Source organism: Clostridia bacterium (assembly GCA_017620395.1).
Classification (GTDB): Bacteria; Bacillota; Clostridia; order Oscillospirales; family RGIG8002; genus RGIG8002.
This window is the reverse complement of sequence record JAFZQJ010000018.1, coordinates 40194-54989: the sequence shown is the minus strand read 5'-3', so window position 1 is coordinate 54989 and position 14796 is coordinate 40194. Positions and strand designations below refer to the sequence as shown.

General features: G+C 61.7%; 12 protein-coding genes and 1 pseudogene. 6 read left to right on the top strand and 7 right to left on the bottom strand.

Translation table 11 applies throughout. From position 1 onward, the window contains the following. Positions 1 to 93 precede the first annotated feature (93 nt). The 6 genes and pseudogenes from rpsB (at position 94) to J5441_03310 (ending at position 7350) form a co-directional block, all read left to right on the top strand. Positions 94 to 804 (top strand): annotated as a pseudogene (gene rpsB, locus J5441_03335) (30S ribosomal protein S2). Positions 805 to 1197: 393 nt separating this feature from the next. Continuing rightward, positions 1198 to 2112: an elongation factor Ts gene (locus tag J5441_03330; GenBank protein MBO4934188.1), complete on the top strand. Its 915-nt coding sequence runs from the start codon at positions 1198 to 1200 to the stop codon at positions 2110 to 2112. Positions 2113 to 2178: 66 nt separating this feature from the next. Further along, positions 2179 to 2823 (top strand): HAD hydrolase-like protein, encoded by a 645-nt coding sequence (locus J5441_03325; protein ID MBO4934187.1) that lies wholly within the window; start codon positions 2179 to 2181, stop codon positions 2821 to 2823. A 49-nt stretch (positions 2824 to 2872) separates the two neighbouring features. After that, positions 2873 to 4309, top strand: a complete 1437-nt coding sequence (locus J5441_03320) for a hypothetical protein (protein MBO4934186.1) — start codon at positions 2873 to 2875, stop codon at positions 4307 to 4309. A 75-nt stretch (positions 4310 to 4384) separates the two neighbouring features. Next, complete coding sequence (locus J5441_03315; protein MBO4934185.1) at positions 4385 to 5809, top strand: hypothetical protein; 1425 nt, start codon at positions 4385 to 4387, stop codon at positions 5807 to 5809. Positions 5810 to 5925: 116 nt separating this feature from the next. Then, positions 5926 to 7350 carry a hypothetical protein gene (locus J5441_03310; GenBank protein MBO4934184.1) on the top strand — a complete coding sequence of 475 codons (1425 nt, stop codon included), beginning with the start codon at positions 5926 to 5928 and terminating at the stop codon, positions 7348 to 7350. Between the two features lie 440 nt (positions 7351 to 7790). On the opposite strand, the gene J5441_03305 is transcribed toward J5441_03310, so the two are convergent. From J5441_03305 to J5441_03275, 7 genes are all read right to left on the bottom strand, one after another. Beyond that, complete coding sequence (locus J5441_03305) at positions 7791 to 9548, bottom strand: iron hydrogenase small subunit (GenBank protein ID MBO4934183.1); 1758 nt, start codon at positions 9546 to 9548, stop codon at positions 7791 to 7793. 17 nt (positions 9549 to 9565) lie between these two features. Continuing rightward, on the bottom strand, positions 9566 to 11362 hold the full coding sequence (nuoF, locus tag J5441_03300; protein MBO4934182.1) for an NADH-quinone oxidoreductase subunit NuoF: 1797 nt from the start codon (positions 11360 to 11362) through the stop codon (positions 9566 to 9568). Between the two features lie 63 nt (positions 11363 to 11425). Beyond that, positions 11426 to 11797: a (2Fe-2S) ferredoxin domain-containing protein gene (locus J5441_03295; GenBank protein MBO4934181.1), complete on the bottom strand. Its 372-nt coding sequence runs from the start codon at positions 11795 to 11797 to the stop codon at positions 11426 to 11428. Between the two features lie 23 nt (positions 11798 to 11820). Beyond that, a complete protein-coding gene (locus tag J5441_03290; protein MBO4934180.1) occupies positions 11821 to 12384 on the bottom strand; it encodes a sensor histidine kinase in 564 nt (187 codons plus the stop codon). After that, positions 12381 to 13115: a PHP domain-containing protein gene (locus J5441_03285; protein MBO4934179.1), complete on the bottom strand. Its 735-nt coding sequence runs from the start codon at positions 13113 to 13115 to the stop codon at positions 12381 to 12383. The genes J5441_03290 and J5441_03285 overlap by 4 nt, the downstream gene beginning before the upstream one ends. Continuing rightward, on the bottom strand, positions 13112 to 13438 hold the full coding sequence (locus tag J5441_03280; protein MBO4934178.1) for a hypothetical protein: 327 nt from the start codon (positions 13436 to 13438) through the stop codon (positions 13112 to 13114). Before J5441_03280 ends, J5441_03285 begins: the two co-directional genes overlap by 4 nt. A 17-nt stretch (positions 13439 to 13455) precedes the next feature. Then, entirely contained in the window at positions 13456 to 14796 is a 1341-nt protein-coding gene (locus J5441_03275) for a 4Fe-4S dicluster domain-containing protein (protein MBO4934177.1), read from the bottom strand.

Below are 14796 nucleotides of genomic sequence, written 5' to 3'. Positions count from 1 at the left end.
AATTCACACGCCGCATGCGGTTTTGCCGGTGCCGGAGCCGTTTCCGGTCGCAAAACGTAGGTGCGGCGGAGGGAAAACCAAGGAGGAAAAATTATGTCAACAGTAGTATCCATGAAGCAGCTGCTGGAAGCGGGCGTCCATTTCGGACACCAGACCAGACGCTGGAACCCGAAGATGGCTCCGTACATCTTCACCGAAAGAAACGGCATTTACATCATCGACCTTCAGAAGACGGTCAAGAAAATCGAAGAAGCCTACGATTTCGTCCGCGAGCTTTCCGCTAACGGCGGCACCGTGCTCTTCGTCGGCACCAAGAAGCAGGCGCAGGATTCCATCAGGGAAGAGGCCGAGAGAGTCGGCATGTACTACGTCAACGCCCGCTGGCTCGGCGGTATGATCACCAACTTCACGACCATCCGCCGCAGAGTCGACCGCCTCGCCAACCTCCGCAAGATGCAGGAGGACGGTACGTTCGACCTGCTGCCCAAGAAGGAAGTCATCAAGCTCAACCTCGAGATCGAGAAGCTCGAGAAGTTCCTCGGCGGCATCAAGGACATGAAGAAGCTGCCTTCCGCGCTCTTCATCGTCGACCCCCGCAAGGAGCACATCGCTCTCGCCGAAGCCAAGAAGCTCGGCATTCCGGTCATCGCCATCGTTGACACCAACTGCGACCCCGACGCCGTCGACTACGTCATCCCCGGCAACGACGACGCCATCAGAGCCGTCAAGCTGATCTCCGAGATCATCGGCAACGCCGTCCTCGAGGGCAGACAGGGCACCTCCATGGCGGAGGCCGCTCCCGAAGAGTCCGTCGCTCAGGGCGAAGCCAAGGAAGCCGTCCCCTTCGTAATGGCTGAAGAAGACAAGGTCAAGGTCGAGAAGCCGAAGGCCGCTCCCAAGGCCGCGAAGACCGACAAGCCCCTTATGGCCGCTATAATCGGCGAGGAGACCACCCTCGTCGCCAAGGAAGCCAAGAAGCCCGCCGCCCGCCGCACCACCAAGAAGGCGGAGGAGCCCAAGGCTGAAGAGCCCAAGGCCGAAGAAGCGAAGGCCGAAGAGCCCGCGAAGAAGCCCGCCCGCCGCACCACCAAGAAGGCGGAGCCCAAGGCCGAAGACAAGGCTGAGTAATTTATAAGTTCGGGATACCCGACATGAAATACTGTCGGGTATCGACTATGTATAGGAGGAAATAATACTATGGCATTCACTGCGAAAGACGTTGCACTGCTCAGAGAAAAGACCGGCTGCGGTATGATGGACTGCAAAAAGGCCCTCACCGAGTCCGACGGCGATATGGAAAAGGCTATCGAGTACCTTCGCGAGAAGGGCATAGCCGCCGCCGAGAAGAAGGCCAGCAGAATAGCCGCCGAGGGCATAATCGGCTCCTACGTTTCCGAGGACGGCAAGGTCGCCGCGCTCGTCGAAGTCAACAGCGAGACCGACTTTGTCGCCAAGAACGCCGGCTTCCAGGAGTTCGTCAAGGCCGTCGCCGCCACCGTCGGCAAGAACGCTCCCGCCGACGTTGAGGCGCTCGGCGCCATGACGATCGACGGCGGTAACATGACCGTTACCGACGCTCTCCGCGAAAAGATACTCACCATCGGTGAGAAGCTCACCATCCGCCGTTTCGTCCGTTACGAAGGCCACGTCGTGACCTACATCCACGGCGGCGGCACCATCGGCGTCATGGTCAACCTCGACGCCGACGACGCGACCTTTGCGAAGCCCGAGTGCGTCTCCATGGCCAAGGACGTCGCGATGCAGATCGCGGCCATGAGCCCCACCTTCCTCGACAAGGCCTCCGTTCCCGCGGAGTTCATCGAGAAGGAGAAGGAGATCCTGCTCGCTCAGGCGATCAACGAGGGCAAGCCTCAGAACATCGCCGAGAAGATGGTCATGGGCCGTATCGCGAAGTACTACAAGGAGATCTGCCTCCTCGAGCAGGCGTTCGTCAAGGACGACGAAATCAACGTCGACACCTTCGTCAAGAACGTCGCCAAGGAGCTCGGCGCTCCCGTCTGCATCAAGGAGTTCGTCCGTCTCGAGAAGGGCGAAGGCCTTGAGAAGCGCGAAGACAACTTCGCCGCCGAAGTCGCCGGCATGGTCAAATAAGCAAACGCATTTCCGAACACCGACCGGATTTCCGGTCGGTGTTTTTGCAAGCGGGGGGGTTACGGAATGAAATACGGATACGCGCTTTTAGATCTCGACGGCACGCTGACCGAGTCCGCGCCGGGCATAACGAACGCCGCGGCCTACGCGCTTAAACGCTTCGGCGCAGAAGCGGAGCCGTCGGAGCTGGAGTTCTTCGTCGGGCCGCCGCTGCACGGCTCCTTTATGCGCTGCGGGCTTTCCGACGCACAGGCGCGTGAGGCGATAAGCGTCTACCGCGAGTACTACGTCGCGAGGGGGATGTTCGAGAACCTCCCGTACGAAGGCGTCGCGGACGCGCTGCGCCGCCTGAAGGAGGCGGGCGTGACGCTCATCGTCGCGACCTCCAAGCCGGAGCCCTTCGCTGTGCGGATCCTCGAACACTTCGGGCTGGCGGAGTTTTTCGCCGTCATAGCGGGCAGCACGCTGGACGAAACGCGCACCTCCAAGCGCGACGTCATCGAGTACGCGCTCGCGTCCGCGGGCGTTTCCGACAGGAGCGGCGCGGTCATGATAGGCGACCGCAGCTACGATATCGAGGGCGCGAAGCAGACGGGGCTCGCCTCTATGGGCGTGCTCTACGGTTACGGCTCGGCGGAGGAGTTCGCGGAGGCGGATTACGTCGCCGAAACGCCTGCCGATATCGCTGATATATTGCTCGCCGCGTCTTGACATAAGCGCGGGCGGGTGATATAATAATGGTGAAACGGAGGGATATCCCATGTATATGAGAATTATGGCTATGTTTCTTATGCTGCTTCCGGTGGTCGCGATGATATCGGGTATGTTCCCGATGAATACGCTCGCCGCCGCGGAAGCGATGATAGGCGATATTGACGAGGACGGCGACATAACCGTTTCCGACTCGCTCGGCGCGCTCCGCGCCGCCGCGGGACTGAAGCAGTACAGCGCGTCCGACGTTCCCGTCTACGACGTCAGCGGCGACGGCGAAGTCGGCGTTGACGACGCGCTCGGCCTGCTGCGCAGCTCCGTCGGCATGGCGGACAAGGATTTCGGATACGCCGGAGTCGAGCTTTCGTTCGTCCCCAATCAGGACGCGCTCGACTGCAAGTACACGCAGACCTCCATAAATAACTCTATCGTTTCCGTCGGCGACACCGCCAAGCTAGCGAAGGTGATGCAGCGCGCCGCGAACGGCGACCGCATCAATATGGTCGTCCTCGGCGGCTCGATCACCGCCGGCTCGTCCGCCTCCACAAGCCGCCTCTGCTACGGATACCGCACCTACGAATGGTGGACCGCCAACTTCCCGCAGGGACGTTTCAACTTCTACAATATGGGCATCGGCGCGACCGGCAGTATGCTCGGCGTGCACCGCCTCGAGGACGACGTGCTGAAAAAGAATCCCGACTTCCTTATCGTCGAATTTGCCGTTAACGACGCGGCGGACGAGTATAAGTACTACGAGGGCGTCATCCGCCGCGTGCTCGCGAACGATCCCGAAACCGCGGTCCTGATGCTCTTTATGCAGAACGAGACCGGCGGAAACGTGCAGGAGACCGAGATCCCGATCGGCAACTACTACAAGCTGCCGATGATCAGCTACCGCGACGCGACGAATCCGCTGCTCAAGGCGGGCACGATCAAGTGGACCGACATCTCGCCCGACAATATCCACCCGAACGACCTCGGCCACAAGATGGTCGCTTCGCTCATCGCCTCCTACCTTGACGGCGTGAAGGCGAAGTACGAGCGCCTCTCCAAGGTCATCCCGGCGTTCCCGGCGGCTCCGCTTTACACCGACCGCTACGACGACGCGAAGCTCTGGATGGGCGGCACGATCCAGCCCACTCAGCTCGGCGCGTGGAAGGCCGAGCCCAACGGCGGCGCCTTCTATCACCTCAAGGGCGCGTGGACGACCGAAAAGAAGGGCAAGGCGCTGAAGTTCAAGGCGACCTTCAGAGAGCTGAACGTCATCTTCTGGAGATACCTGCCGGATAACAATCCGAACGCCGGCAAGGTCGACGTCAGCGTCGACGGCGTGAAGCTCGCCACGCTCGACGGCACGTTTGCGGGCGGCTGGGGCAACTACCTCGCCAAGGAGCACGTCTTCGACTCCGACGAACCCGCGGAGCACGAGGTCACCTTCACCTGCAACGGAGGCAACTTCACGCTTTCCGGACTGCTCATGTCCTGACGAATAAAGGCTTGCGAAGCGGCGCGTCGCGCCGCTTTCGCTTCATAAAAGCTCATTAAAGGAGGAACGCCCGATATGAAATTCACCGCAATCATGCTCGCGTTCACGCTTGCCGCGACGCTTATAGCGGGCGCGTTTCCGCTGCGCTCCGTCGCGGCGGGGGAGGCGCTGATCGGGGATATCGACAGGGACGGTGAGATAACCGTCTCCGACTCGCTGCTGACCATGCGCGCAGCGGCGGGGTTGAACGAATACACCGCCGGAGACGTTCCGGTCTACGACGTGACCGGCGACAGCGCCGTCGGCGCGGACGACGCGGTCGGCATAATGCGCTGCTCGCTCGGCATGACGGGCGGCTTCGGCTACGACGGCGTCGAGGTGACCTACGCGCCGAACACCGTCGCGAAGAAGCACGGCGTGACGCAGGCGATCTTCGACAACACCCTCGTCTCCGCGGGCAGCACCGCCCGCCTCGCGCGCGTGATGGAACGCGCCGCGAAGGGCGATACCGTCAACGTCGTCACGCTCGGCGGCTCGATAACCTACGGACTCTACGCCTCCACCTCGCAGAAGTGCTGGGCGTATCTGACTTATAAGTGGTGGACGGAGAACTTCCCGAAGGCGAAGGTCAACTACCACAACGTCGGCATCAGCGGCACGAGCAGCATCCTCGGCGTCCACCGCATGGGCGACGACGTGATCGCGAAGGACCCCGACCTCGTCATCGTCGAGTTCTCGGTCAACGACACCATGGAGGACTACCCCTACTACGAGGGCATCGTCCGCAACGTGCTGACCAAGTGCCCGGACGCCGCCGTGATAATGTTCTTCACCGTCTGCGAAAGCGGCTGGACGATGCAGAATACCGAGATCCCGATCGGCAATCACTACGGCGTGCCGATGATCAGCGGCGCGAACGCCGTCAACGGTCTGCTCGCCTCCCACGCGATGATCTGGACGGACTTCGGCACCGACGACGCGCACCCGACCGACAAGGGGCACGAGATATACGCCTCGCTCATCCGCTCCTACCTTGACTCCGTCAAGAAGAAATACACGAAGCTGTCGAAGGTCGTGCCCGCCGTGCCGGAGGCGCTCTACGGCGAGCGGTATAAGGACGCCAAGCTCTATATGGGCGGCACGCTCGAGCCGGACAGCCTCGGCGTCTGGACGGTCAACAAGAACTATCAGACCTCGCATTTCAACCACCTGAAGGGCGCGTGGCTGACGACGAAGAAGGGGAAGGCGCTGACCTTCACGGTCACCTGCAAGGAGATAAACCTGCTCTATATGCGCTGGAAGACCGACCCCAACGCCGGCAGGATCGACGTCAAGGTCGACGGCGTCCTCGTCGCGACCGTCGACGGCAACTTCAACGACGGCTGGGGCGACCACCTCTATTACGAGACCGTCTACAAGACCGACGAGGAGGCGGAGCACGTCGTCACCTTCACCGGCAGCGGCGGCAACTTCACCCTCGCGGGCATAATGCTTTCATAAATAACGGAACGGGCTCCCCGCGGGCCCGTTTTTGTTATATGAAAAAATGCGCCTTATGAATTGACACGCCGCGATAATCGTGGTAAAATGAGTTATAAACGCTCAGAGGTGATATTATGAAGTTTACCGCAATTCTGCTCGCTGTCCTGATGCTGACGGCGATATTCGCGGGAATGCTCCCGCTTTCCGCCGCCGCCGTCGCCGGTTCGCTTATAGGCGACGTCGACAAAGACGGCGCGCTGACCGTTTCCGACGCGCTGCTGACCATGCGCGCCGCGGCGGGACTGTACGCGTATGAAGAGGGGGATAAAGAAGTGCTTGACGTTTGGAACGACGGGACCGTAGGTCCGGAGGACGCGCTCGGCATTATGAGAAGCTCCATGGGAATGATAGGCTCCTTCGGCAAGACGGGCGTGAAGCTTTCCTTCGCCCCGAACGCCGCCGCCACCGCCGCGACGGTGACTCAGGCGATGCTCGACCGCGCGATCGTTTCCGCCGACGGCAGCTCCCGCATCGCGAAGGTGATGCAGAAGGCCGCCCGCGGCGAAAAGATCAGCGTCGTCACCCTCGGCGGCTCGATAACCCACGGCTCCGGCGCTTCTACCGAGAACAAGCGCTACGCGAACATAGTCGCGAAGTGGTGGAGAGACGCCTTCCCGCAAACGACCGTGAAGTTCCACAACTCCGGCATCGGCGCGACGGGCAGTATGCTCGGCGTCCACCGCCTTGAGCGCGACGTCTACGCGCACGACCCCGATTTCCTTATCGTCGAGTTCGCGGTCAACGACACCTCCGACGGCACTCAGGAGAGCTATGAGAACCTGATCCGCCGCGTCGTTACCCAGAGCCCGGACACCGCGATCGTCATGCTCTTCATGACTACCGAGTGGTTCCACGACAAGCAGGCGGAGGAGGTCCCGGTCGGCCGCGCCTACGGCATCCCGATGATAAGCTACCGCGACGCGATCAAGCCCGAGTGCGAGAGCGGCAGATACACCTTCAAGAACCAGCTTTCCGACGACGGCACGCACCCGAACGACTTCGGCTACGCGATCGTCGGCAATCTGATCACCTCCTACCTCGACGGCGTCAAGGCCGTTTACGCGGATTACAATACGATAATCCCCGAGGTTCCGGCGCAGCCGATGACGAGCGAAAAGTACATGAACGCCAAGATGTACTGGTGCAACGAAGGCCTCGAGCCCACCTCGCTCGGCAGCTGGGTGAAGGACACCTACGCCTTCTATGATTTCAGCGGCTCCTGGTCGGTCAGCAGCGGCAAGCAGCCGCTGGTCTTCGAGGTCGACGCGAAGAACGTGAAGATACTCTATGAGAAGTCGATAAGCACGAGCAAGTCCGGCGTCATCCAGATGCGCGTGGATACCTCGCTCGTCGGCACGGTCAACTCCTACTTCGAGAACGGCTGGGGCGACTACCAGACCATCGCGGACGTCTACGACGGCTCCGAGTTCAAGCACCACAAGCTGCGCTTCACGCGGATGACCGGCACCTTCCGCATCGCCGCAATCCTGCTGTCGTAAGCCGCGAAGCGGCTTAGCGTTCGCCGCAGGCGAACATATCGCGTCGGCGTAAGCCGGCATATCGCATTCGCGAAAGCGAATATATCGTATCGGCGCATCCGATATATCGCGCCGAACGACAGCGAGACATATCGTAAAAACCGCACCCGCGAGGGTGCGGTTTTTCTTATCCGCGCGCATTCGCGCAGAAGTCTCGCGTTTTTGTCATCCTGAGGCGCACCCGCGCCGAAGGATCCCCCGCCTTTTGCAGTCGGTTGCATCAGGAAGGGGATTCCTCGTCGGCTGACGCTTCCTCGGAATGACAGAGGCCGTCCGCGTACAACTGCCGCAAAGCAGCAATATCACCGCCGACGCATTGAAAAAAGCGCTCTCCCGCATGCGGGAGAGCGCTTTCATAAGACTTATGCGGTTTTGCGCTTCGGCGGCGTTCCGCCTCCGCGTTATCTTTCCTTGCCGTAGGTGTCTCTGGCGACGTAGTGCGTGTGCAGGACCTCGTGCGCCTTGTGGCTGCCGGGCTTGCCGAAGTACTCGTCGTAGAGCATCTTGATGACGGGGCTGTCGTGCGACTTGCGCAGCGGCAGGTTGGCGTCCTCTTCGTAGAGCGCCTTCGCGCGGATCCCCTTCAGGTCGGTGAAGTTGCGCACGCTCGCGGGCTGGATGGGCTGTCCGCCGCCGTTTACGCAGCCGCCGGGGCACGCCATGATCTCCACGATGTGGTAGTTCGCCTCGCCTCTGCGGATGCGGTTAAGCAGCTCTCTGGCGTTCGCGAGGCCGGAGGCGACAGCCGCCTTGACTTCGAGGCCGCCGACGTTGTAGGTCGCTTCCTTGATGCCCTGAGTGCCTCTGACGTCGGTGAAATCGACCTTCTCGAGCTTGCTGCCGGTCAGCGTTTCGACCGCCGTGCGGAGCGCGGCTTCCATAACGCCGCCGGTGGCTCCGAAGATCGCCGCGGCGCCGGTGGTGATGCCGAGCGGCGCGTCGAACTCCTCGTCGGGCAGGTTGACGAAGTCGATGCCCGCGCGCTCGATCATTCTGCCGAGCTCACGGGTGGTCAGCGCGACGTCGACGTCCGGAACGCCCGCGGCGCTCTGTCCGTCGCGGCTGCGCTCGAACTTCTTGGCGGTGCAGGGCATGATGCTGACGACGACGATGTCCTTGGGATCGAGGCCGTTCTTCTCGGCGTACCAGGTCTTGACGACCGCGCCGAACATCTGCTGAGGCGACTTGCAGGTCGAGAGGTTATCGAGGAAGTCGGGGAAGTTGTGCTCGCAGAACTTGATCCAGCCGGGCGAGCAGGAGGTGATGATCGGCAGCTTGCCGCCGTTCTGCACTCTCTCGATGAACTCGTTGGCTTCCTCAAGGATGGTAAGGTCGGCGCCGACGTCGGTGTCGAAGACTCCGTCGAAGCCGAGTCTGCGCAGCGCGGCGACCATCTTGCCCTTGACGTTGGAGCCGATGGGCATTCCGAAGCATTCGCCGAGCGTTACGCGGATGGAGGGCGCGGGGTTGACGACGACGTGTTTCGTCGGATCCTCGAGCGCCGCCCACACCTTCGCGGTGTCGTCGCGCTCATAGAGGGCGCCGGTCGGGCAGACCGCGGTGCACTGGCCGCAGGCTACGCAGGGGACTTCCCACAGATCCTGATCGAAGGCGCAGCCGATGTGCGTCTTGAAACCGCGTTCGTTCGCGCCGAGGACGGCGACGGACTGGTTCTTCTCGCAGACGGCGACGCAGCGGCGGCAGAGGATGCACTTGTTGTTGTCGCGGATCATGTGCGGCGCGCTGTCGTCGATCTCGTAGTGGTTCATCGCGCCCTTGTAGGCGTCGACGTCGTCCACGCCGTAGTCGTTGCAGAGCTTCTGCAGCTCGCACTTTCCGCTTCTGACGCAGGAGAGGCACTTCTTATCGTGGTTCGAGAGCAGGAGCTTGAGGTTGGTCTTTCTCGCTTCCTGGATCTTCGCGCTGTTGGTGATTATCTCCATACCGTCTCTGTCGACGGGATAAACGCAGGCGGCGACCATTCCGCGCGCGCCCTTGACTTCGGTAAGGCAGAGGCGGCAGGCGCCGATCTCGTTGATGTCCTTCAGGTAGCAGAGGGTGGGGATCTCCACGCCGGCGTAGCGGCACGCTTCAAGCACCGAAAGGCCGGTGGGAACGGTATAGTCTCTTCCGTTGATTTTGATGTTCAAAGTATCCATTCTGTTCTCCTTTCCGCTTACTGCTTCGAGATCGCGCCGAACTTGCAGGTGCTCATGCAGGCGCCGCACTTGACGCACTTGGCGGGATCGATGGAGTACGGAACTCCTTTTTCGCCGCTTATGGCGTCAGCCGGGCAGTTGCGCTTGCACATTCCGCAGCTCTTGCACTTCGCCGGGTCGATGACGTACTTCAGCAGGTTCTTGCAGACGCCCGCCGGGCACTTCTTGGCGACGATGTGGGCGACGTATTCGTCGCGGAAATTGCGAATGGTGGAGAGAACGGGGTTCGGAGCGGTCTGACCGAGTCCGCAGAGGGAGTTGGCCTTGATGTACTCCGCGAGCTTCTCGAGCTCGTCGAGGTCGGACATTTCGCCCCTGCCGTCGGTGATCTTCTCGAGGATCTCGAGCATACGGCGGGTGCCGACGCGGCAGGGTGTGCACTTGCCGCAGGACTCGTCGACGGTGAAGCCGAGGAAGAACTTGGCGATGTCGACCATGCAGTTGTCCTCGTCCATGACGATAAGTCCGCCGGAGCCCATCATCGCGCCGATGGCGGTCAGGTTGTCGTAGTCGATCGGCACGTCCATCTTCTCCGCCGGGATGCAGCCGCCGGAGGGACCGCCGGTCTGCGCGGCCTTGAACTTCTTGCCGTTCGGGATGCCGCCGCCGATGTTCTCGATGATCTCGCGGAGAGTGGTGCCCATCGGGATCTCAACGAGGCCGGTGTGCTTGATCTTGCCGCCGAGGGCGAAGACCTTGGTGCCCTTGGACTTCTCGGTGCCCATGGAGGCGAACCATTCGGGTCCGCGGAGGATTATCTGCGCGATGTTCGCGAAGGTTTCGACGTTGTTCTCGGTGGTCGGGCAGCCGTAGAGTCCCTTGATCGCCGGATACGGCGGGCGGGGACGCGGCTCGCCGCGCTTGCCCTCGATGGAGGTCATCAGCGCGGTCTCCTCGCCGCAGACGAAGGCGCCGGCGCCGAGGCGGATCTCGAGATCGAAGTTGAAACCGGTGTTGAATATGTTCTTGCCGAGCAGGCCGTATTCGCGGGCCTGGTCGATGGCTATCTGCAGGCGCTGGACGGCGATGGGGTACTCGGCGCGGACGTAGATGAAGCCCTTGTCGGCTCCGATCGCGTAGCCGCAGATCGCCATGCCTTCGATAACGCAGTGGGGGTCGCCTTCGAGGACGGAGCGGTCCATGAACGCGCCCGGGTCGCCTTCGTCGGCGTTGCAGACGACGTACTTCTGCGGCGCCTGAACGGGCGCGCAGAGCGACCACTTTCTGCCGGTCGGGAAGCCGCCGCCGCCTCTGCCGCGGAGTCCGGAATCGCTGACGCACTTGATGACGTCGTCGGGGGTCATCTCGGTGAGGACCTTGCCGAGGGCGGCGTAGCCGTCCATGGCGATGTATTCGTCGATGTTTTCGGGGTCGATGACGCCGCAGTTTCTCAGCACGACGCGCTCCTGCGATTTGTAGAAGGCGGTGTCGCTGAGGGCGACGTCCTTCATCAGCTCCTCGGCCTTGCCGGTGTCGTTGTAGACGAGTCTTTCGACGGGTCTGCCCTTGAGCAGATGCTCGGTCACGATCTCCTCGACGTCATCGGCTGAAACGCGGCTGTAGAAGGTGCCGTCCGGATAGACGATGACGACCGGGCCGAGGGAGCAGAGTCCGAAGCAGCCGGTCTGTACGAGCTTGATCTCGTCGGAAAGGCCGTTCTTCTTTATGCTTTCCTCAAACGCTTCGCGAACCGCTTTGCTTCCGGAGGACGTACAGCCCGTTCCGCCGCAGACCAATACCTGTGCACGAATCATAGTGTATATCATCCTTTCTTAAAATACGGGTTTGATTATTCCGGCATCCGCCGGAGCCGGCGCTCAGAGCTGGTGCGCCGCTATCGTGTATTCGGTGACGGGTTTGCCGCCCTTGAGGTGCTCTTCGACGACGCGCTTCGCCTTTTCGGCGGTCATCTTGACGTAGGTGATCTTCTCCTTGTCGCCCTCGAAGACTTCGACGACGGGCTCGAACTGGCAGATGCCGATGCAGCCGGTCTGGATGACGGATACCTTATCGCTGAGGCCCTCCTTGTTGACCTCCTCGACGAAGGCGTTGAGCACGGGGCGCGCTCCGGCGGCGATGCCGCAGGTGGCCATGCCGACTACGACGCGGATATCCGCGACTCCGTCGCGCAGTACGACCTTGTCCTTCATCTTGTCTCTGATCGCTTTGAGTTCTTCCAATGACTTCATAGCTTTTTTCCTTTCTGAATGATTTATGCCGTCGGTTCTCCGGCGTACTGCTCGCGCAGGCTGCCTTCGATCCATTTTATGACGTCGTAGCTGTTGAGGGGGATATCGTCCCCGAGGACCTCGCGCAGCTCCCGCGTGTCGAGCTCGACGGTGTTCCCGCCGGGCAGGGAGTGGCGAAAGAGGAAATCCGTGTCGGGATGCCCCTGTATCAGCGTCGTGACGCTTGAAACGAGGTCTCCCGTCGGAGTGAAATCGATGTGGTTTTTGAAGAAGCTCGCCCTGACGACCGTGCCGTGATCGTCGGGGAAGTCCTCCGCACAGCGGGACTCGACCGAAAGTTCTCCGCCCGTCTGCTCCGCCGCCAGCTTCAGCAGGGGAAGCCCCATGCCGACCTTGCGTGTCGTGCGGCTCGTGCAGAAGGGGTCGGTAACGACGGCGACCGTCTCCGGCTTCATTCCGCAGCCGTCGTCGGTTATCGTCAGCACGAGGACGTCGTCGGTTTCGTCGATCGTGATCTCGGTCAGCGTCGCGCCGGCCTTGACGGAGTTCTCCGCTATATCGAGTACGTTGAGTGAAAGCTCCTTCATTTGTGACGCTCCAGAAGCTCGAAGAGGCGCTGTCGGACGAGCGCGCCGCTGTAAGGCTGATCGTCGAGCTCAAAATATTCGCGTTTCTCCTTGACGTCCCAGAGGTAGTGGGCGTCGGAGCTTACGATGATATGCTTGCTTTCGAGGTGATGGAGCCGCGTGAGCTCCTCGACCTTCTCCGGGCGGTTTATCTCCACGCAGGCGAAGTCGGGCTCCGGCGGCAGCGTCCCCAGCACGGCGAGTATGCCGTTCGCCTCGCGGTCGATGTGCGCCGGGTAGCAGAGCGCGCCGTATTCGCGGGCGAGGGGAAGCGTTTCTTCTATCGTTATGTCGGTCGCGTTGGAGAGGAAGAACTCCTCCGTGCCGACCGTCTCGTCGTTTTCGTTCACTATGAACTGATCGCCGAATATGTCCGTGCGGTTGGGGATGCGCGGCTTGCGCGAGGCCACAAGTTTGTCGAACTCCAGCGCGGCGTCGAGCTCGCGGAAGAGGAAAACGGCGTGGATGTCCTCGGCGGTCGTCAGCTCCATGCCGGCGATCGGCACGATGCCGTACCGCTTCGCCGCCGCGAAGAAGGCGGGGCAGTTGCGGCTTGTGTTGTGGTCGGTCAGCGCCATTATGTTCAGCCCGTTCAGCACGCCCATCCCGATCAGGTTGCCCGGCGTGCATTCGTTATCGGCGCAGGGCGAGAGGCAGGAGTGCATATGCAGGTCGTAATAATAGCGGTTCATATCAGTTCATTCAGCCTGCAGGCCGCGGCGTATGCGCCGCAGGGGGCGGAAAGCACGTTGACTCCCTTCGCCTCGGCGGTGGCGGAGACCTTTTCGTCGAGCTCCACGCCTTCGGCGAGGATCACGCAGGCGGCGTCCGCGAGGGAGGCGACGGCGACGATGTTGATGTTGGACATTATCGTTATCCACGCGTCGCCGGTGGTCGCTCTGCCCATCACCCAGCTCAGAAGGTCGCCGATGTAGGCGCCGGTGATCTCTCTGTCGCCGTCGGGCAGCGCTATCGGGGCGAAGCCGCTTTTTTCGGAAAACTCTCTAACGGTCATATCGCAGTCCTTTCGGATCAGTCGAACGAGTGGAAATCGTCGGGCAGGGAGGGCGTTTCGGCGGCCTCGGCGCATTCGGCGCAGTTCCCGCCGCAGAGCATATTCTCAAGCTGCGCGACGCGCAGGTTGACGCAGCTTTCCTTCGTCGTCTTGCCCTTGACGACGTCCTCCGCGAAAGCGCGGCAGGTGGGCGCTCCGCATGCGCCGCAGTCGATGCCCGGCAGCTCCTCGCGGAGCTTCTGGATATCCGCCATCATACGCAGGGACTTGGCCATATCGTTGCTCAGGCGGGAGATCGGGCGGTACTTCGGCAGGTCGTTGAAGAGGTAGCCGTCGGGGATGTACTTCTCGCCGTTCTTGCCGATAAAGTTGCGCGAAACGGGCAGGTAGCGGCGCAGCGTCTGCAAACGCGCCTTCGCGATGAAGGGGTTCTGCATCGTCAGAACGCCGCCGACGCAGCCGCCGGTGCAGGCGTTCAGTTCTATGAATTCGAGCGGGGGGATGTTGCCGTTCTCGATCTGGTCGAGGATGCGGATGACGTTGTCGATCCCGTCCGCCGCGAGGTAGTTGTCGTTGAAAAGGGCGGTCGCTTCGCCGCCGGTGGACGCCCAGCCGATCCCGATCATGCCGGATTCGGAGAGCTGGTCGGTGTTTTCGGAGTGCTTCATCTCGTTGATGAGCAGGAAGTATATGTCGCTGATGGAGACGACCGCGTCGACGGCGCTCTTGTAGTCCGCGAAGCCGTTTTTGACGTAGCTCGCCTTCGCCGGGCAGGGGGAGATGAAGCAGACGCCGATCTCCTCGTCCTTCAGCTCGGGGTGGTTCTTCTTGGCGCGTTCCCTTGCGAGACGGGCGGCGACCTCCATCGGCGGGAGCAGGTGGATGATGCTGTCCTTCAGCGAGGGGAAGCGCAGCCCGATAAGGCGCAGCACGACGGGGCAGGCGGAGCTGATGGCGGGCTTCTTGACGCCCTCCGTCTGCAGGTACTGCCGCGTGTAGGCGGAGACGAGCTCCGCGGCGGCGGCGACCTCGAAGACGTCGTCGAAGCCGATCTTCAGCAGTCCGTCGAGGACGTAGTCGACGTCGTCGAGGTTGTCGAACTGCCCGTAGAGCGTCGGCGCGGGCAGCGCGATCTTCCACTTGAAGCCGTCCATCGCGTCAAGCTTGGAGCAGACGGCCTTTTTCGCCTTGTTGGGGCAGACGCGTATGCATTCGCCGCAGTCGATGCAGCGTTCCTGGTTGATGACGGCGTGACCGTCCTTGATGCGTATCGCTTCGGTAGGGCAGTGCTTGAGGCAGGTAGTGCATCCGTTGCACTTCTCGACCTCGAGGCATACCGAATGTTCGTATTCGTTCAT